This window comes from Nocardia sp. NPDC004123 (assembly GCF_053603795.1).
In genome coordinates this window covers 56,983-76,244 of sequence record NZ_JBSGGG010000043.1, presented here as the reverse complement: position 1 = coordinate 76,244, position 19,262 = coordinate 56,983, and the positions used below count along the sequence as shown (strand labels likewise).

Genomic DNA, 19,262 nt, shown 5'->3' with positions numbered 1-19,262 from the left:
CAAGATGCGTTAACTCGTTGTTAACGGACAGCGTATCCCCAACGAACAACGGCGACCAGAAGTGCAAGACAAGCGGTAAGCGGTAGATCCGATCCACCCGGACACCGGCGACGTCCGGGAGCAGATCGGTCTCGTCGCGCGGCTTTCTTTTTCTCGGCGACGAACGGCTACCGGCCGCGGCTGAACGGGTCGATGGGCGTGCGGACGCCGACCGCGGCCTCCAGCGCCTCGGCCGCGGCCAGCGCCCGGTCCTCGCGGAAAGCCGCGGCCATGAGCTGGACCCCGACCGGCATGCCGTCGGCGAATCCGCCGGTGGTCGCGACGGCGGGCAGCCCGAGGGCATTGGCGGGCATGACCGGCCGCAGCAGTTCCAGGGTGGCCGAGGAATGGTCCGGATCGATGACGTCCCAGCCGTGTTCGAAGGCGGGCCGGGCCCAGATCGGCGACAGGATCAGCGGGTAGTCGAGGAAGAACTCCGACCACAGGCGTTGCAGGCGCTGCCGCTGGATCAACACCCCGATATAGCCGTCCCGGTCCAGGGCCGGGATCTCGTCGAAGGCGGCCAGTACGAAATCCTTGCCCGACTGGCCCAGGATCTGCGCGAGCCCGGGCCACATGATCCGCACATCGGTCATGAGGAAGCGGCGCCACAGGTCGAGAACGGCCTCATACTCCGGCGGGGTGACCTCCTCGACCTCGTAGCCCGCGGCGGCCAGGTGCGCGCCCGCCTGCCGGACCGCGTCGGCGATTCCGGAATCGGTACTGCCGCCGGGCGGTTCGGCGATGAGGGCCACCCGCACGCGCTGCGCGGCATCGGGGTGGTGCAGCGGTGCGGGGACGCTGATCGGGTCGCGGGGATGCGCGCCGGACAGAATCCCGTAGCCGAGGCGGACGTCGGCAACGGTCCGGGCCATCGGCCCCGCTACCCCCATGAGCTGGATCGACGGCGGCAGATCCTGTGGCTCGAGATCGGTGGCCTGCGGGATGCGGCCGGTGGTGGGCTTCAGCGACGAGATGCCGCAGCAGTGCGCGGGATTGCGCAGCGAGCCGCCCAGATCATTGCCGACCCCCAGCGGAGACATGCCCGAGGCCAGTGCCGCCGCCTCGCCGCCGGAGGATCCACCCGCGGTGCGCCCGCGACGCCACGGATTCTCGGTGATGCCGCGCAGCGAGCTCTCGGTCGCGATCCGCAATCCCGAGTCGGGCATGTTCGTGCGCCCGAGGACGATTGCCCCGGCCGCGCGCAGCCGCTCGACCACGGGGGCGTCCTGGGTCGCGATCGCGCCTGCCAGCGCGGCCATGCCCTGGGTGGTGGCGGTGCCGGCGACGTCGATGTTCTCCTTGATGGTGACCGGAACCCCATGCAGCAGACCGAGTTCCGCGCCCTCGGCGACTGCCCGATCGGCCCGGCGGGCGCCGTCGCGGGCCTCCTCGGCGAGGACGACGGTCAGGGCGTTGAGTTCCGGGTTGACCTCCTCGATGCGCGCCAAGTGCGCCTCGACGACCTCGCTCGCGGATACCGCGCGCTCCCGGATCAGCGCTGCGAGCTCGCCCGCCCCCTTGCGCCACAGTTGCTCACCCATGCCGGAATCTCCTCTGCACTCTGGTCCGAGCACCGAATCGCTGCTCGTTGCGACTCATCCTGACCGTCGTGGCGCGGCCCGACCATCGGTCGATTCACCGATTTCTCGGGCTGTCCATGTTTGCCCTCGGATCGCTCGCGGGACTGCTAGCCTCGGGTCAGCTCAGCGGATTCACGGAAAGCGCACGCCCACGAAAGTTCACGACCACCTCGCCCCCGGAAGGACGGAAGCGGCTGCCGCACAGGCAGATTTGCCGCCGCCGAACCTCGATCCCGAGATCGGCGAACAGGCCGCGCAATTGCTGGACACCCTGCGCGGATTCACTGCCGCCCAGGCGGTGGCGGTCATCGTGTTCGATCCGCTGGACGCGGCCGGCCGTCATCACGTGCTGGCCAGCCAGGGCTACTCCGCCGCGCTCCTGCGGCACGCCACCACGGGTTTCGGCGCCGATACCGTGACCTATCAGCTGGTCACCACGGTGCCACACGCCGTGCGCTGGCGCGATTTCCGTGATGACTGGCACATCGACGTGACCGATACCGTCACCGGCAGGCTGCTGATTCCGGCGGGCTTCCGGGAGGGCGCGTCGGCCGCGTTGCAGGTGCGCGGCGGTCGCTACGTCGGGTCGGTGCATGTCAGCTGGACCCGGGCCGACGCCGCCACCGATCGGCGGCGCGAGGCCATGGACCGCCTGCTGCCGGTTTTCGCTCATGCCTGCGACCTGATGAAGGAACCGAATCTGCTGGCCCGCCGGCTCGATCCGGCGACCCATGCGCGGGTGCGCACAGCCGCCGGCGGCGTCGCTCTCGATCAGCGCGAGCCGGGCCCGCACCTGTGCGACGGAGCCGCGCTGTGGACCCTGCTCGCTCGCGCCCCGGAGGCCGGGCGATTCCTGTGGCTCGACGCCGAAAGAGCCTGCCACCGTGTCGAACTCATTCCGGGTCCGCGTGGCGAGGTGCTGGTCACCGAGCGTCGCATCGCCCGCCCGCACGGGCTGACCATCCGTGAATTGCACACCCTGCACCTGGTCACGCTGGGCGATACCAATGCGGGGATCGCGGCTCGGCTGGTAGTCAGTCCCAAGACCGTCGCGACCCATATCGAACATCTCCTCGCCAAGCTGCGCTGCGGTTCCCGTGCCGAGCTCGCCGCCCTCGCTGTCCGTGAGGGACTGCAGTTGCTCGCACCGCCCGGCCGTTGACCTACTGCCGGGCGCGTGCCCCGCCGTCGGTGCCACACACCTCGGCGCGCCACATTCGCCGCAGCGACACCGCGGTCAGCACTGTGGTCAGCAAGGTGAGGGCGAACCAGAACCATCGCCACGACGGGGGCAGCGGTACCAGGACACAGAGCGCGGCCGCGTAGATGAGGGTCGCCATCCGGAGCCGTCGCTCGTCCAGGATGAACTGGCGCAGTTGCTGTTCACCGGAGAGCACGGCCCGGTGATAGCGCAACCCCACACCGGCGGCGACGACCCGATGCCACAAGCGCAGGTTCGCGCCGAGCGCTGTCAGCAGGAATGCCAAGCCGAGCAGTTGCACCCACATCGCCGACTCCCCGGCCGACGGGTAGGACTGCGACAGTGTCGCCACCCCCAGCAGCAACCCGACCACGGACTCGACGAGGACGAGACGCCGAGCGGGGCGTAGTTGATGTAGTCCGCGCGGGTTCGAGCGCGCGGGGTCATTGTTCTCCATCGACAACCTCGTGGTTCAGATCGAAGCAAGCTCGGCGGTACCGGTGATGTGATGGAGTACCCGGCGAGCGGCAGCGGGTGCCAAGGTGATTCCGGAATGCATACACGCGACAAGCATCTGCGGTGCGGTGCGCAAGGCGCCCAGGTAGGGCCGCCCGGCCGTCGGCATCGGCCGGAAGCCGACGCGGAAGTCCAGCATTTGCAGGGGATTTCGCAGGCTGAAGTCGCGGCGGATCGCGTCGAGTGCGCGGTGTACGCGAATGACGGGGCGATGCGGGCCTTCTGATGTCACGTAGTCCTCCGCACCCAGATACGTGCCTTGATGCCAGGGCCTGATCTCGTAGTCCGGACCTGACAGGACTCGCCGTGACAGTCGTGCCGTGGTCCGAAAGGTGTATCGGATCGCCGGTGAAGACTCGACCTCGAGCGCAACGCCCACCTGTGCTGCCAGACGTGGGGCGCCAAGCCCGTTCGCCAACACCACATATCGCGCGTTGAAGACGCCGGCATCGGAGAAAACCTGCGCCCCACCATCGGCCCCGACCGCAATCTCGGAAACGGGGGCCTCCACTACCCGGGCCCCGTGGTCGCGGGCAGCGGCCAGCAGGGTTCGTCGCATTCGTCCTGGCGCAACGGCGCCTTCCTGCGGCGCGTACGCCGCAATCTCCGGTCGGCGACGCAAGGAGGGTTCCAGACGTGTGAAGCCTTCGGCATCGACGGCTTCGGCCGGCAAACCCAGCCCCTGTTGCCTCCGCAAATACGATTCGGTGTGTTCCGGTTCCTGAAACCAGGTCAGCGACCCGGCCCATGAGATCGATAGAGCACCTCCGAGATCCGCGTTCAGAGCGCGGAAGTCAGCGATCGCGTCGCGGTGCAGTTCCGAGTCGATCCTGGTGTGAGTGGTACAGATCCACCCGAACGCACTAGCGGTCACTCCCGCGCCGCGCACATCGAGGTCGATACAGGTTACGCGGATGCCGTTGTGCGCCAGGACATAAGCGATGGTGGCCCCCGTCGCACCCGATCCGATGACGATGACATCGGTCGCCGCTTGTTCGCTTTCCGGCATCACGCTCCAATTGATCATCAGAGTATCTATCGTTCTTTATACGATCGTATAGCAGTCGAACGAAAGATGGTGATGAGGTTTCCAACCCGCAGTACAGTCCTCCTGCTGCCGGCAGCGGCGATCACAACCGGAACGGTCCTGGCACGAGCGGTCGCGTCCGCGGAACACCGCCCACGCATCGCGCTGCCGGCAACCCACGATCTTGGAAGTTGGAGCATCCGATGAAGGTTCTTGCATTGGGCGGGCCGGGTGCTATGGGCACCGTGGCCGTGCAGACAGCGGTGAATATCCCTGGCGTGACGGAAATCGTTGTCGCAGACAGGGATCTGGGCGCAGCCGAACGATTGGCGCGTCTCTTGGCAGAGGCGCCCGTGGCCGTGCGGGCGATCCAGGTGGACGTTACCGACGAAGCGCAGTTGCGTGCAGCCCTCGTGCCGGCAGACATAGTGCTCAACACAGTCGGGCCCTACTACCGCTTCGGGCTGGCGGTATTGCAAGCGGCGATCGACACGCAGACGCACTACCTCGATATCTGCGACGACTGGGAACCCACGCTGCAGATGCTCGAACTCGACACGGCGGCTCGTGCCCGGGAGGTTTGCGCGATCATCGGCATGGGTGCCAGCCCTGGCATCAGCAATTTGCTGGCGGCAATCGCTGCCGCGGAACTCGACTCGGTACGCGATGCCTACACCGCGTGGCCGGTCGACGTCGACGACGCGGGCGACACGAACCGAGACGACGCGCAACTGCTCGGGCCCGATGGTCGCCCGTCTGCCGCGGCGGTGCACTGGATGGAGCAGAGCAGCGGCACGATCAAAGGTGTGACCGCGGGTCAGCTCAGCGAGCAACGCCCCCTTCGCCCGGTGTCGTTGAAACTTCCCGGCGGACGGCGTGGAACCGCCTATTCCATCGGCCACCCGGAGCCGATCACCCTGCAGCGCACCCTGAAACCCACCGGCGATGCGATCAACCTGATGGTGATGAGTACGTGGACAATGGCCTACCTCGATACCCTCCGGCGCGATATCGACAGGGGCAAACTCACCAATGAAGCCGCCGTGGCCGCCCTCGCCGATCCGAATCTGCTGCGCATCATCCGGTCGGCGCCGACCGCGCTTCGCGCCAAGGGACCCGACACTCTCCCGCCGTTCTTCGCAGCGGTGTCGGGCGTCAAGCGGGGGCGCCCGCACATGGTTTTGGCGCACCTGAACCTGTCCGGCTCACCGGAGGACCCGGCCCGCGCCTTGCTCGGTGACATGGCGCGGGTAACCGGAATCCCGCTGGCAATCGGCATGTCGCAGGTCATCGATGGCTCGGCCCGCCGACCGGGCGTGCACCCGCCCGAGGCCGTCATCGACCCCAAACGGTTCTTCGAGGTTCTCGATGTCGTGTTAGGGCGCAACGCAGCCGCCCCCGTCTATCTGGTCGAGCAAGAACCGATCGAATAGTCGGGAGGAGGGGCCGGACCAGTGTGTCGGACCGGCTCCTCCAGCTTCGGTGTAGCGAACTCTGTTCAGCGGGCCACATGCTTCTTGCCGTACCCGGCGCAGCGAACACAGGTAGCCCGGTGTGTACAGCGATGGTGGCGCGGAAAGTCCCACCACAGCTGCACACCAGCCCTGGTCATTGTCGAAGCGGGCCTTGACGATGCTGTGCGAAGCGTTCGGATTGCACTGCACCATGAGCTGTTGCGGCGGAGGGATCTCCCGGTAGATCCGTAGGCGGCCTGCGGTGACAAGCGGGATCGGCCATCAGTTCGGACAATCGAATACCGTCTTCCAATAGGTGCGTGGCGCGTTCGGCGTCGCCGCCGCGCCATACGGCCAAGCCCGCCGCCCACAACGCCCATGACCGATAGATCGTTTCCGTAGCAGTCAGACAAGCCGCGAACGGTGCGGCGCCGAACGAGGGATCCCCGCTCTCGGCGCCGCCGTGGTGTCGGCGTACAGCCATTTCCCCGATTCGCTACGTGAGCGCGTACGGATCATCCACTCCGGGAAGCCAGCTCAGGCCGGGCACACCCCAACCGGCACTCTTCACCGTCTTCTTGGCGGCTCTTGCGTTTCGACCGATCAGCCTGTCCAAATACAGGTAGCCGTCCAAGTGACCCACCTCGTGCTGAAGCATCCGCGCGAAGTACCCAGTTCCCTCAATTTGCGTCGGTGACCCGTCGGACTCGATACCCGTCACTCGCGCCCAGCCTGCACGGCCCGTGGGGAATCCTTCGCCGGGGACAGAAAGACAACCCTCCCAGTCGTTGTCCGGATCCGGCATGGTCTCGGGGACCTCCGACGTCTCGAGGACAGGATTGATCACCGCACCGCGGCGCCGGACTTGCTTGCCGTCGACGATGTCGGGGCAGTGGTACACGAAAAGACGCAGACTCACGCCGATCTGGGGACCGGCGAGCCCGACACCATCGGCGGCATCCATCGTTTCGTACATGTCGTCGATAAGTCCTCGAATCTCGGCGACGGACTGGGTTACCGGCTGCGTCGCCTGGTGCAGGACGGGATCGCCCACAATTCGGATGGGATGCACTGTCATTTTGCCCACTCTCTAAGCGAGCTCTGAGGCTCTATCGTGATATCCGTCACCCATGACGATGTGCTTGGGTAGGCGATTTGGTGATTCGATGCGGGCGGCGAGTAACCGGGGCCCTACGGCGAGGCGCGGGATGCCGCCGCAAAACCCTTCCGCGTGAACGACTCTCGAACCGACACCCGGCATACGGCATCGCACCAAACCTCCGATCGCTAAGCGTCACTTTCCCCATAACTGGACGAGTCAATTCGCCGAGACCCCCGGTGGCCTGGGCGATTCCGGGCCACCGGGTGGTCGTCAGAACCTGATGATGTCGAGGGTGCCGTCGTGGAAGTCGGCCCGCAGCCGCTTCTTGTCGAACTTGCCGACGCTGGTCTTGGGCACTTCCTGGATCACCGCCCAGTTCTCTGGCACCTGCCACTTGGCGACCTTGTCGGCCAGGAAGTCCCGCAGGTCACCGAGTGCGGCATCGCTGCCCTCACGCAACACCACCGCCACGAGCGGCCGTTCGTCCCACTTCTCGTCGGGGATACCGATCACCGCGGCCTCGACGACGGACGGGTGCCCCATGACCGCGTTCTCGAGGTCGACCGAGGAGATCCACTCGCCACCGGACTTGATGATGTCCTTCGTCCGGTCCGACAGTGTCAGGTAGCCGTCGGCGGTGATGGATCCGACGTCACCGGTGCGCAGCCAGCCATCCCGGAACTTGTCCGGCGCTTCCACCCCGTAATAGGAGGCGGTGATCCACGGCCCCCGCACCTCGAGTTCCCCGACACTGGCCCCGTCGTGCGGCACCCGGTTGCCGTCGTCGTTGATCAACCGCGCTTGCACCGACGCCGGGAACCGGCCCTGCGTGTACCGATACCACCACCGCTCCTCCTCGTCGGCGTCGGCCGGCGGTCGCGCTACCGACCCCAGCGGCGACGTCTCGGTCATGCCCCACGCGTGCAACACCGACACCTGATGGTCGTTCTCGAACGCGTGCATCAGCGACGGCGGCACCGCCGCCCCACCGATGAGGACCTCCCGTATCGACGAGATGTCTTGCGGATGCTCCTCGAGGTGCAGGTGCAGGCTCTGCCAGATCGTCGGCACCGCCGCCGCGAACGTCGCGTGCTCGGCCGCGATCAGCTCCGCCAGCGGCGCGGGCTGCAGGAACCGATCCGGCATGATCAGCGACGCGCCGATCATGAACGCCGCGTACGGCAAACCCCACGACATCGCATGGAACTGCGGCACGACCGCGAGCGCCCGGTCGCCCTGCGCCAGATTGGGGCCGTCGCTCATGCACACCTGCATGGAATGTAGGTAGATCGAACGATGCGAGTAGACAACACCTTTCGGAGCCCCGGTAGTGCCCGACGTGTAACACATCGCCGCGGCCGATCGCTCGTCGAGTTCGGGCCAGTCGTACTCGGCCGGCTCACCGGCGATCAGGCCCTCGTAGGAGTGCACCTGGATGCCCTCGGACGTTTCGAGCCCGGCCGTGGAATCGCCGGTGACGATCACGTGCTCGACCGTCTTCATCTGCGCCAGTTTCGGGCCCAGCAACGGAATCAGCGTCGCGTCGACGATGATCACCCGATCCTCCGCGTGGTTGGCCACGTGGATCAGCTGCTCAGGGAACAACCGGATGTTCAACGTGTGCAGTACCGCACCCATCGACGGCACCGCCAGGTACGCCTCGAGGTGCTCGGCGTTGTTCCACATGAACGTGGCCACCCGATCGTCACCGGTGACACCGAGACCCCGGAGTGCGTGCGCCAACTGCGCACACCGCCGACCGACCTCCGCATAGGTGCGACGACGCGGGCCCGACTCGGTCCAAGTGACCACCTCGGCGTCCGCGTGGACAGTACTTCCATGCCGCAGCAACTGCGCAATCGACAGTGGCACTTCATTCATTGTGCTCTGCATTGATACTCCTGATCGGGTTAGGGGTCGGGGCGGGCTGTGGCTTGGCGTCGATTCGTGCCCACGGCGCTGCCTCTTCGAGTTCGAAGGCCAGTTCGAGGAGGGTGCGTTCGTCGCCGATGTTCGCTGACAGGTGCGATGCCAGTGGCAGGCCCGATCGGGTGTGGTGGAGGGGAAGTGTGATCGCTGGTGTGCCGGAGATGTTGTTGAGGGGCGCGAAGCAGTCGAAAGCGCTCAGTCGCTCGAGCCATGAATCGAACGGCTGATCCGGGGACAGGTGGCCGAGAACCGGCGTCGAGTGCGCGGCAACCGGCGAGAGCAGTACGTCGAAGTGGTCGAATGTCGATCGGAATCGCTTCTGCACCTGCCGAAGTCGATGAAGAACGATCGGTGTGCGGGCGATGGCACGCCGGTACTGATCGCAGATGCCGTTGGTAATCGCCTCGAGCTCGGCCTTGTCGAGGCTGGATCCGACAATGTGCGTGGCGGCGCTCCGGATGCCGGTCATGAGAAGCCCTAGATAGAGCAGGTAGTCTTTCATGAAGTCTGCTCGAACGGGGGACGTTGTCTCGGTGACGTGGTGCCCGAGAGATTCCAGGAGATCGGCGGTGGCTCGGACGGATTTCTGCGTTTCCGAGTCGACCGGACTCGACGTCGGAGAGGCAGCCAGTACTCCGACTCTCAAACGTGTGCTATTGGAACCCGCCACATCGCCCACGGGACGCAGTCGAGGGTTCCGATAGCAGCGCTCAGCCTCGAACATCAGGCGTGCCGTGTCGCGAACCGACCGTGTGAGGACACCCTGAACGGCGATTTTGAGCGGCATGGCCTTCTCCGAGATGTCCTCCACCAGCCGTCCGCGAGAGGGTTTGAGTCCCACGAGACCACAGGCGGCAGCGGGGATTCGGATGGACCCGCCTGCATCGGTGGCGTGGGCGATGGGAACCACACCGGAGGCGACCAGCGCTGCGGCGCCGCCGGACGATCCACCCGCGGAATAGTCGGTGTTCCAGGGGTTTCGAACCGGGGCTTCTCGCGAGTACTCGCATGTGACGTTGAATGCGAACTCGGGTAGCCGGGTCTTTCCGATGGGGATCATTCCGGCGCTCAACATTTGGTCGACGAATTGTCCGTTCGCCGAGTCCGGGACGGCCCGAAATGAGGTGCTGCCGAACTGTGTCGGGAGGCCTGCCAGGGCGGTGTTGTCCTTGATCGCAGTCGGTACGCCGCTGAAGGCGCCGGCTCGAACATGGTCACTGGCGGAAAGTGCTCGATCGAAGTCTTCGACGGCGAGGCCACGCAGAGTCGGGTCTGCGTCGTGTGCCCGTGCGATGGAGGCCTCGACAACCTCGCGCGCCGAGACCTCGCCTGAGTCGATGCGGGCTGCGATGCCGCACGCGTCGAGATCGCCGAGTGCATCGTCCCTGAAGGTGTGGACTCGATTGTTCTCCATGTTCCTCAAGCCTCTCGGTGGTCGTCAGGGACAATTGCCATGGGGGAGTACTCCATTGGTTGGAGGACCTGAGCTGCGTGAGTCAGAGGCAAAGGGAGGCGCTCGGACGACTGCACGAGGCGGCCAATCCTTGACGTCGGTCAACCGGATGGGGTTTTGCGTTGGTGACTCGAGGGCTCGGTCCGATAAGGGGGATGTGAGCGCGCCGTTGTAGGGCGCGGCAAGGTGATGTGCTGGATTTCTCCGCGGTTACCCGAATGGTGGCCGGGGTGCGGGGTGTTCGAGGGCGGTGTTACCGCCGTCCTGTGGTCAGCGGCGATCCGTGGTCAGGAAATATGCATTGCGCCCGGTGCTCGCGCGGACCGGTATCGATTGGGAGTGCGGCGCGCCGTCCAGTGCTCCGCGCCAGCGACATTCGGCCTGTTCGCCTGTTCGCAGGGCTGGTTCCCGGCGTCCACAAGCGCGCACTACCACCGTCGTCGACGGGGACTGCGCGGCGGTCGCTTCGGGCTTGTGCATGCGCAGAGCGTGCACCGGGACTTGGCGTAGGGCAAGGATTTTTGCTGTTTCTGGGACAAGGTCGAGGCCGTAGGACGTCCGTCGCCCAGGATCGGACTGATCGGCGAATCAGCTTTTGACTCATCTGATTCGAGCCCTGGGGACCGGCTACGCGGCAACCCCAGGGCTCGGCTCTGTTTGGTTCGCTGCTGCCGGCACAGTGCGCGTGTGTGCCGACGAACCTACCTGTCTGCTGTCTTCATCCGCTCTCGAACGCGCGCCGAGTTCTTCGGCGGGGCACTCGTCGGCGGGGTCGTTTGGCCGGATTCCATCGTCGCGCACGGCGACCGCGAGCTACATAGGCGGAAGGTCGTATGGCATGACTTCGATCCCGTACTGTCCGGCGATGACCGGACACTCGGTGCCGCCCTGCGGGGCCTCCTGCGCCGGATCTGTGAGGATGGTGCCGTCCGCCAGGAACATGCCCTCGAGACCGGAGGGTGCCACGAGGATGAGCATCTTTGCGTTGCAGTCGGTTTCGTTGCGGAAGCCACGAATCACGCCGATCGAGGCGTTGATGAACGTTCCCGGCCCTGCGGGAATTCGTCCGGTCTCGGTATAGAAGGCGACCTCGCCGTCCAGGACGTAGAACGCCTCCTCCTCACGGCTGTGCACGTGGAACGGCGAGCCCTCCCCGGGACGCAGAGTGGCTTCGAAAAGTGAGTATTTGCCGTTGGTTTCGGCACCGGTAGCAAGAAAGCGATACACCATTCCGCCCGAAGCGACGCGTAGACCCTCGCCCGGGGCGCATACCGTGGGAAGCTGCACGTCCGTGGTTGTCGTCTCGTGGTTGTTCATCAGAGATGCTCCTTTGTGAAGGGGTGGGGTGGGTGTCGCGCTCGGCACTCCGGATCGAGCGCGTGGTTGGACTACCGTGCGAGGGGTTTCAGCAGGTCGTCGAGCAATGCGCTCTTCGGTTTCGCGCCGGTCACTCGGGTGACTTCCTGGCCGTCGACGATGAGGACCGTCGTCGGAACTCCCATGATCTGGTAAGCGTCGACAGCGGCCAGGTTCTCGTCGATGTTGACCTTCACCACGGTGAAGTCCTCGGAGTGTTCGTCGGCGATCTCCTCGAGAACGGGGGCGAGCACTCGGCACGGGCCGCACCAGGGCGCCCAGAAGTTGACGACCACGGGTGTGGCGCTGTCGAGCACCCGGTTCTGGAAGGTGGTGTCGGTGACTGCGATGGTTGGCATGGTTCCTTCGTTCTTGCTGGGTGTAGTGCTCAGGACAGCGGTGAGCGTGGGTCGGATCGCTTCGCGTCGAGGACGATCGCGCTGACCGCTCGTTCCATCGCGGGGGAGAAGACGTCGTCTGCCGGCGCCTGGTCTCGGTGTGCGAGCGCCGTTTCGACGTCCCATTCGAGGAGGTACCCGTTGACAGCGATCGCGGCGGCAGACCCCGCGCCGGCGGCGGTGATGACCTGTGCTCGCGGGTCGGCCACGTTTCCAGCGGCCCAGATACCCGGCGCACTGGTTCGGCCGGTGCTGTCGATGGTGACAAATCCGTTGGGTCCGATATCGCATCCGAACCCGCGCAACAGGGAGTCGTTGGCTACGAATCGGGGGCCGACGAAGAGCGCCGCGCGGGGGACAAGTTGCCCGTCGCCGAGCTCGACCGCGCGCAGTCGATCGTCGTCCACGACAATGCCACGCACGGGATCCTCGACGATGTCGACGCCGCGGGCGCGGATGCGAGCGCGTTCTCCGTCGGTCAAGTCGATGCCGTTGGCGAAGAAGACCACATCGGGCGACCACTGCGGCAGCAGCAGTGCCTGGTGGATGGACAGCTCTCGGACGTTCCCGCCCAGGACTCCGAGCGGTTCGTCGCGGAACTCGTAGCCGTGGCAGAAGGGGCAGTGCAGGACGTCGACTCCCCATCGATCCCACAGTCCCGGGACGCCCGGTAGTTCGTCCCGGAGGCCGGTGCTGATCAGGACGGCACGGGCTTCGAGCTGCCGGCCAGTGGTCAGCTGCAGCGTGAATCCCGGATCGGTTCCGTGGCTCGTGATTTCGGTGACGTGGCCGTCGATGAGGCTGACACCATAGTCGAGCGCTTCCTTGCGCCCGATGGCGACCAGATCAGCGGGCGGCATTCCGTCGCGCGACAAGAACCCGTGCATGTGTGCGGCCGGCCTGTTGCGAGGATCGCGGCTATCGATCACCGCGACGCTGCGGCGTGCGCGTCCGAGTACCTGCGCGGCGGTCAATCCGGCGGCGCCACCTCCGATGATGGCGACATCCAGAAGATTGTCGGTGGTGTTGTCTCGTTTCATGACCCGAAAGTGCCAGCGCTTCTGCGAAAACGGCAAAAATATTTGCTGTTTCCGGGAAACGGATCGATGATGCGCATGTGTCGGATACACCGCAGATCGCGGCGGCCCTGGATCGAGTCGGGCCGCGCATCAAAGACCTTCGCACTCGACGAGGGGTGACGCTTGCCGAATTGTCGGCGGATACCGGGATCTCCACGAGCACGCTGTCCAGACTGGAGATGGGCCAACGCCGCCCGAGCCTGGAACTGCTGCTCCCCATCGCATTGGCCTTCCGGGTCCCACTCGACGAAATCATCGCTGCGCCTCAGATCGCGGACCCCCGGATCGTTCGAGCACCGCGGACGGTGAGCGGCCGGACGATCTTGCCGCTCACCCGTCAACGCGGGGGGTTGCAGGCGTTCAAGGTCACAGTCCCGCCGAGTCAGGCCGAACCCCACGTGGTGGTCCACGACGGCTACGAATGGTTGTACGTGCTGTCAGGACACCTGAGGCTCGTACTCGGCGATCATGATGTCGTGCTCGGTCAGGGTGAGGCCGCAGAATTCGACACCCGGGTGCCGCATTGGTTCGGTAGCACCGGCCGGGGGCCGGTCGAGATCCTCAGCCTCTTCGGTCCCCAGGGACAACGCATGCACATGCGCGCGAAGCCGACCAGGTGAGAAGGCGGCCGGCTTGAACACCCGCCGTTGTTGCAGAGCCCTCGAGCGGCATCAACGCGCGAGGCGAGACGTCATCACTGCGAACCGAGCCTCGCCACTCCTCGCCCCACTGCTCGACAAGTACGGCATCCCGGAGTGATAGCGGGCAATGCGATGTGAGCGCCCCGGCTCTCGCTTCCACGAGGCCACCACCGCTATTCCGATCTCAACGGACGTCGTCGGTCGCGATATCCAAGCGCATCTCGACCGAATCCAGTCCGGGCGCGAAGCCGCCACCTACGGACGCAATGGCCACGAAACCGAAGCGCTCGAAGAACAGCTGCGAGTGCTGGCTCGTTACGAGGACGACCCGGGACGCCCTGCCCTGCTCACGAATCAGGCGGAGGCGCTCCAGGATGAGTAGGGTTCCAATGCCCCCGCGGTGATCCGCACGCCGCACCATGCCCCAGCACAGCGCGGCTGCGCCGTCTGGGCGGAAGCGCCATCCGCCGCACGCGACGGTGGCGCCCTGATCCTCGACGACGACGTACGGATCGCGCAGATTGTCGAGAAACTTCTCGAACTCCGAAACTTCGCACCGCGCAAAGAATTCAGGCGTGTTGCTCACCATGATCTGCAGGCAGGCTTGCTTGTCCGTAGGCAGGTACTTCCTGATTTCGATCGTTCGCTCCCGTTTTCGGCTCGAAATGGGATGGGTGTCGCCCGATCAGGCGTTTCTATGGCTCATGATCCGGCTACCAGCTGAACCATGAAGACCGTCGATGCTACTGCCAGTAGCAGATACAGTCCCGGGAACGCGATGTTGTAGAGCACCCGGGCGCGGAGGTGAGCAACGACAGCGCCAATGAAGAACACGATCAGACCGGTGCCGGCCGCGACGCCCAGCCAGGGAGCAGCTACCAGGCCAACAACAAGTCCTGCGGCGCCGGCGAGCTTCAACGTCGCGAGATAAGGCAAAGCACGGAGTGGAACATGAACCTCGGCAGAGTTCTTCAAGACGAACCCTGCTTTGACGTAGTCAGCAATCGCGATGAAAGCGTTGGCGACAATGCAAACGATCGTCGCGCTGATCAGTGCCACCGTCACGCTTCGTACCTGCCAAGAACGGTGCATGCGCGCGGCGTTGGGTACCTCAGTTCCTTCGGCGCTGCCGTATGGATAGCGGTGAACAGTGGCGTGATCTGTTCGACCACTGCGGCCGCCTGATCGGGGCGGGTTCGGAGCCGAACGGTCAGTAAGCTCATGGGAAGTGTCTCCTGTCAGCGGAGTTGTCGGGCGTGAGATTGGTGGTCTCGTATGTCCTGACGTTTCCCAGTGCAGAAAGGTGACACCTGGTGGTCGATCGCGGTGTTCGAGGAGTGTCGGCCGCAGTTGACGGCGATCGACCGTCGCCGATAACGAGCTCCGAAACCCTGCCGCTGACGTGACGACCGTTCTCACCCGTGAGTGCTTCGACCAGTTGCGAGCTCGGCAACGGCGACGTGAGGAGCCGCTCTTCGCCGACGAACTTCCCACCGATGCTGTCTCGGCGGACGAGCACTACCTCCAACGCGAGAACATTTCGCGGGCTTTGATGGTCGTCTTGGTCCGACTTACCCCGAACAATGCGAAGAAGCATGCCAGCCGCGGACGACAGCCCTCGACCGCGCCGCGCGCACGTCGTATCCGGCGGCGTTCGCTGAGGTCGGCAATCCGCGCAAAGGCGGCATCTCGATCCCGCGCGCGCTTCGCAAACGCTGTGCCTGTGGACGGGTTTCGGCGTGCACAGGCTCAGCGGTCATTGGGGCGGGGTCTGCAGCGACTGCGGCACTGCGCATCTGCGGTCCTTGTCATGGATCTCGCATGGGGTTGTCAGCGTCCGTGCAGGTATGGCGGGCACTGGTCACTGTTTTAGGCGTGTTCGTTTCGGTTGGGGGAGCGGCCAGTAGCCGGTGTTCCTGCGGCCTTGGTCTGCGTTGGGCAGGGTGGCTTCTTCCAGCTGTAGTGCTGGTGCGCAACGGATCAGCTGTGAGGAGGCAGCGTTCGCCCCTGCTTCCCAGGTGGTGATGAGGGAGGCGGGCAGAAGCGCGGCGTCGGCAACATCAGCGATGGTGAGTCCGAGTTGTGCGCGGCAGTGGGTGAGGAACCGTGCCAGCGTGGTGGGCGGAACCGCGACACCGCCGACGGCTACGCCATATTCGCTGTACTACTCGGCGATTTCTGAGGGAACTCCCCATTGTCGACTGCGAAGGAGAGTATCGCTTCCGCCAGTGTGCGCAGGGACTCAGCTGCCAAGGCGGTGTCCCGGTCGGTGAGCCACGCAAGCATCGTGCCATCGACCGCGGTGGCGACCATTCGAGCCAGTGCCTCGACCGGCACACGCCAGTGCACCTGGAATCGTTCGGCAGCAGCCTCGAGAAGCCTTGCGGCGAGGTCACTGTAGTGGCGGTATTGCCAGGTTCCGAGCGATCCGGGCTTCTCTCCGATCCGCAGGTCCAGCAACGTGAGCTCATAGAGCACTGCCTGACGTCCCGGCTCGATCACTCCACCAGCGAGCAAGAGCTCCATCGAAGTTGCCAGGGCTTCACGCAAGGAACTGGCGGAAACCTTCATATCTGACAACATGCGGGTCTGCTCGCTCACCACCACCTCGGTCAGCTCGTGTAGCAGCTCTTCCTTGGACCTGAATGCATAGTGGAATGCGCTCTGCGACATCCCCGCCTCAGCGCAGATCGCGCGTGTAGTCGCCGCAGCTACACCATCGCGGGCCATGACGTCGAAGGCTGCATCTACAAGCATCCGACGGCGCTCTTCAGCCTTCAGTCGGCTCACTGCACACTCCCTCCACTCGGCCACACGAACCTTTGCGCGTCGCGATCCATCTGACGTGAGCCTACTAGGTCACTTGACCCAGTCGAGCCTGCAGTGGCGCGCCCGCCCACACATGCCGCGATCCGGGCGACATCACGCCCAAAAAAAAATCGGCAATTGACCCAACTCGTAACCCGAAGCGGTAGCGCATACCGATCGGCGCGGCTACCCTCACTCTGACTTGGTCACTTGACCTGTGCAAGCGACCTGTTCAGATGACCCAGATTCTCTCTGCGAGTAGGAACGCTCATGACACAATCCCCATATGCGCTGATAACCGGGGCGGCCGGTGGGATCGGGCTGGAAGTGGCTCAACGGTTGGCCGGGCGTGGCTATCAGGTCCTTGCCGCTGAACGCGACGATGCTTTGGCGGCCCAAGCGGCACGGCAGATCGGTTCCAACGCTGCGCCCATCGTGTGCGATCTCGCTGATGATGTTGCTGTTGCGGCACTGTGTGAGCGGATCGAGAACGAATGGGGAGCTGATCTCGAGATTTGCTTCCTCAACGCGGGCATCGTCATTCCGGGCGACGTGCTCGATACGACACCCGAACAGATCGACCTGCAACTGCAGATCATGCTCGGGTCCACGATCAAGCTCACGCGTTCTGCCGCAACAGCATTGACCGCCCGCGGCAGGGGGCACATCGTGGCAACGGTATCGCAGGGAGCGGTACTCGCACTGCCGGGTTCCGCGACCTACTCCGCCGCCAAGGCAGGTCTGCGCGCCTTCCTCGCGGCGCTTCACCTAGAACTCCGCGCCACCGGTGTGACTGTCGGAGGCGTCTACCCGAGCGCGGTCGATACGCCGATGCTCCGACACGAAGCTACCCACGGCGGCAGCCTGCTCAATTTCGTGGGCACGGTGTCCTCGGTATCGGACGTCGCCGACGCGGTCGACAAGGTCATCCGGACCGGGCGTGTCGAAATCTACCTCCCAGTCTCAGATGGGCTGGCGGCGCAATTCCTGCAGTTCGCACCCCGCCTCGTCCCCCTGCTACTGCCAATTGCCAACCGAATCGGCGAGAGAGGGCGACAGCGCTACCTCGCCGACATCGGACTCTAACCATCGGCGATCGTCGGCAGATTCTCGCCGGTGACGGACGGACCTCCTTCTCCTGAGTCCTGGCCGACGAACTCGACCGCTTCCCTTCCCTGCGTGGTCGAGTTGCCAACTGACCCAACCCATCCAATCCGTATCCATATGAACAATCCGGAGCTTCTATGACAATCGAACCGACCACTCACTCCGAGATGCCTTCCCAGAGCGGCGTCTCGGCACAGTCACACCGATCCACCGAAATCACAGATCGCAGTGATGCGGTGGCGATCGTCGGTGCCGGACCAGCCGGACTCAGTGTCGCGCGCATGCTTCGGCACTATGGCGTCGAGTATGACCAGTTCGAGCGGCACTCCGATGTCGGCGGAATCTGGGACATCGATAACCCTGGGACGCCGATGTACGAGTCGGCGCATTTCATTTCTTCGAGGGACTTGTCAGGATTCTTCGATTTTCCGATGCCGAAGACCTTCGGCGACTATCCCAGCCGCAGCCAGATCCTTACATACACGCGCGACTTCGCCGAGACCTTCGGGTTGCGGTCGAATATCACCTTCAACGCCGCCGTCGAATCGGTGACTCCAGACGACCAGTGGATCGTCACCCTGACGGGCGGTGAGCGCCGGCGGTACCGCGGGGTCATTTGCGCGTCGGGCACGAACTGGCATCCGCGGATCCCGGTACACCCCGGGACCTTCGACGGTGAAATTCGCCATGCCGTCACCCATCGCCGCGCGAGCGACTTCGCGGGCAAGCGTGTCCTGATCGTCGGCTTGGGCAATTCAGGCGCAGATATCGCCTGCGATGCAGCCCAGGCCGCCGACGAAGCCTTCATCAGCGTGCGCAGGGGCTACCACATCATCCCCAAGCACGTCCTCGGCGTCCCCTCTGATCAGTTCGACGACACCAGCGTTTCAGTGCCGCGCTGGATCGAGCGCCCGCTGGTGACAGCACTGCTGCGACTGATCGTCGGAGACGTCACCAGATGGGGGCTTCCCAAGCCCGATCACAAGTTGTTCGAAACACACCCGCTGCTCAACAGTCAACTGCTGCATCACCTCCAGCACGCCGATATCACCGTCAAACCAGATATCGCCCGATTCGACGGCCCTGACGTGGTTTTCACAGACGGATCCAGGACGCAGATCGACCTGGTGGTGTACGCGACCGGCTACGAGATGCGGCTCCCCTACCTCGACGCCGACCTGTTCAGCTGGAACGGAGATCGACCCGCGCAATACCTGACCGCTTTCAACCGCCGGCACCACAATCTCTTCACGGTCGGCTTCCTCGAGACCAACTCGAGCGCATACACGCTGTTCGACAACATCTCCAATGTGGTTGCCCAGTATCTGCGCGATCAGATGAACAACCCAGTGCGAGCTGAGCGATTCGACCGCCTGATTCGCGACGACCAGCCCAATCTCACCGGGGGTTTGCGCCTCGTCGATTCCGCTCGCCATGCCGGCTATATCGATTCCAAGACCTACAAGAAGGTGCTGACCGGCATCCGTCGGCAAATGGGCTGGCAGGCTCTGACACCGGGCTTCGCCGACCATCTGTCGCAGGCGACTCTGCCGGCAACTGTTCGCTGAG

The 19,262-nt window shown here is 64.8% G+C and carries 18 protein-coding genes; 5 read left to right on the top strand and 13 right to left on the bottom strand.

All coding sequences use genetic code 11. From position 1 onward, the window contains the following. Nucleotides 1-167: 167 nt before the first annotated feature. Complete coding sequence (locus ACWEQQ_RS42480; protein ID WP_452352225.1) at nucleotides 168-1,583, bottom strand: amidase; 1,416 nt, start codon at nucleotides 1,581-1,583, stop codon at nucleotides 168-170. 250 nt (nucleotides 1,584-1,833) lie between these two features. Here ACWEQQ_RS42480 and ACWEQQ_RS42475 point away from each other — a divergent pair, with 250 nt between their 5' ends. Next, the gene (locus ACWEQQ_RS42475; protein WP_452352224.1) at nucleotides 1,834-2,784 is read left to right on the top strand and encodes a response regulator transcription factor; all 951 of its coding nucleotides are present in this window, start codon (nucleotides 1,834-1,836) and stop codon (nucleotides 2,782-2,784) included. 1 nt (nucleotide 2,785) lies between these two features. On the opposite strand, the gene ACWEQQ_RS42470 is transcribed toward ACWEQQ_RS42475, so the two are convergent. Beyond that, complete coding sequence (locus ACWEQQ_RS42470; protein ID WP_452352223.1) at nucleotides 2,786-3,280, bottom strand: hypothetical protein; 495 nt, start codon at nucleotides 3,278-3,280, stop codon at nucleotides 2,786-2,788. A gap of 15 nt (nucleotides 3,281-3,295) precedes the next feature. After that, nucleotides 3,296-4,366, bottom strand: coding sequence for an NAD(P)/FAD-dependent oxidoreductase (locus ACWEQQ_RS42465; RefSeq protein WP_452352222.1), 1,071 nt, complete (start codon nucleotides 4,364-4,366; stop codon nucleotides 3,296-3,298). A gap of 203 nt (nucleotides 4,367-4,569) precedes the next feature. Between ACWEQQ_RS42465 and ACWEQQ_RS42460 the strand changes: the two genes are divergently transcribed. Further along, nucleotides 4,570-5,799, top strand: a complete 1,230-nt coding sequence (locus ACWEQQ_RS42460) for a saccharopine dehydrogenase family protein (protein ID WP_452352221.1) — start codon at nucleotides 4,570-4,572, stop codon at nucleotides 5,797-5,799. 517 nt (nucleotides 5,800-6,316) lie between these two features. Here ACWEQQ_RS42460 and ACWEQQ_RS42455 read toward each other — a convergent pair. From ACWEQQ_RS42455 to ACWEQQ_RS42430, 6 genes are all read right to left on the bottom strand, one after another. Then, a complete protein-coding gene (locus ACWEQQ_RS42455) occupies nucleotides 6,317-6,898 on the bottom strand; it encodes a peptide deformylase (RefSeq protein ID WP_452352220.1) in 582 nt (193 codons plus the stop codon). 294 nt (nucleotides 6,899-7,192) lie between these two features. After that, complete coding sequence (locus tag ACWEQQ_RS42450) at nucleotides 7,193-8,815, bottom strand: long-chain fatty acid--CoA ligase (protein WP_452352219.1); 1,623 nt, start codon at nucleotides 8,813-8,815, stop codon at nucleotides 7,193-7,195. Next, nucleotides 8,796-10,265 (bottom strand): amidase, encoded by a 1,470-nt coding sequence (locus ACWEQQ_RS42445; RefSeq protein ID WP_452352218.1) that lies wholly within the window; start codon nucleotides 10,263-10,265, stop codon nucleotides 8,796-8,798. Before ACWEQQ_RS42445 ends, ACWEQQ_RS42450 begins: the two co-directional genes overlap by 20 nt. Before the next feature lie 852 nt (nucleotides 10,266-11,117). Beyond that, nucleotides 11,118-11,621, bottom strand: coding sequence for a cupin domain-containing protein (locus ACWEQQ_RS42440; protein ID WP_452352217.1), 504 nt, complete (start codon nucleotides 11,619-11,621; stop codon nucleotides 11,118-11,120). A 71-nt stretch (nucleotides 11,622-11,692) separates the two neighbouring features. Beyond that, complete coding sequence (trxA, locus tag ACWEQQ_RS42435; RefSeq protein WP_452352216.1) at nucleotides 11,693-12,019, bottom strand: thioredoxin; 327 nt, start codon at nucleotides 12,017-12,019, stop codon at nucleotides 11,693-11,695. A gap of 29 nt (nucleotides 12,020-12,048) precedes the next feature. Next, nucleotides 12,049-13,098, bottom strand: a complete 1,050-nt coding sequence (locus ACWEQQ_RS42430) for an NAD(P)/FAD-dependent oxidoreductase (protein WP_452352215.1) — start codon at nucleotides 13,096-13,098, stop codon at nucleotides 12,049-12,051. Between the two features lie 77 nt (nucleotides 13,099-13,175). Between ACWEQQ_RS42430 and ACWEQQ_RS42425 the strand changes: the two genes are divergently transcribed. Beyond that, a complete protein-coding gene (locus ACWEQQ_RS42425) occupies nucleotides 13,176-13,757 on the top strand; it encodes a helix-turn-helix domain-containing protein (RefSeq protein WP_452352214.1) in 582 nt (193 codons plus the stop codon). 205 nt (nucleotides 13,758-13,962) lie between these two features. Here the strand turns inward: ACWEQQ_RS42425 and ACWEQQ_RS42420 are convergent, their stop codons facing one another. The 4 genes from ACWEQQ_RS42420 to ACWEQQ_RS42405 form a co-directional block, all read right to left on the bottom strand. Beyond that, entirely contained in the window at nucleotides 13,963-14,367 is a 405-nt protein-coding gene (locus tag ACWEQQ_RS42420) for a GNAT family N-acetyltransferase (RefSeq protein WP_452352213.1), read from the bottom strand. A gap of 113 nt (nucleotides 14,368-14,480) precedes the next feature. Beyond that, nucleotides 14,481-14,870, bottom strand: a complete 390-nt coding sequence (locus tag ACWEQQ_RS42415) for a DoxX family protein (protein WP_452352212.1) — start codon at nucleotides 14,868-14,870, stop codon at nucleotides 14,481-14,483. A 769-nt stretch (nucleotides 14,871-15,639) separates the two neighbouring features. After that, nucleotides 15,640-15,891, bottom strand: a complete 252-nt coding sequence (locus ACWEQQ_RS42410) for a helix-turn-helix domain-containing protein (protein WP_452352226.1) — start codon at nucleotides 15,889-15,891, stop codon at nucleotides 15,640-15,642. 32 nt (nucleotides 15,892-15,923) lie between these two features. Then, nucleotides 15,924-16,568, bottom strand: a complete 645-nt coding sequence (locus ACWEQQ_RS42405; RefSeq protein ID WP_452352211.1) for a TetR/AcrR family transcriptional regulator — start codon at nucleotides 16,566-16,568, stop codon at nucleotides 15,924-15,926. Nucleotides 16,569-16,856: 288 nt separating this feature from the next. Here ACWEQQ_RS42405 and ACWEQQ_RS42400 point away from each other — a divergent pair, with 288 nt between their 5' ends. Together ACWEQQ_RS42400 and ACWEQQ_RS42395 are read left to right on the top strand one after the other, a co-directional pair. After that, nucleotides 16,857-17,672, top strand: a complete 816-nt coding sequence (locus tag ACWEQQ_RS42400; protein ID WP_452352210.1) for an SDR family NAD(P)-dependent oxidoreductase — start codon at nucleotides 16,857-16,859, stop codon at nucleotides 17,670-17,672. A gap of 158 nt (nucleotides 17,673-17,830) precedes the next feature. Beyond that, nucleotides 17,831-19,261: a flavin-containing monooxygenase gene (locus tag ACWEQQ_RS42395; protein ID WP_452352209.1), complete on the top strand. Its 1,431-nt coding sequence runs from the start codon at nucleotides 17,831-17,833 to the stop codon at nucleotides 19,259-19,261. The last annotated feature ends 1 nt before the right edge of the window (nucleotide 19,262 follow it).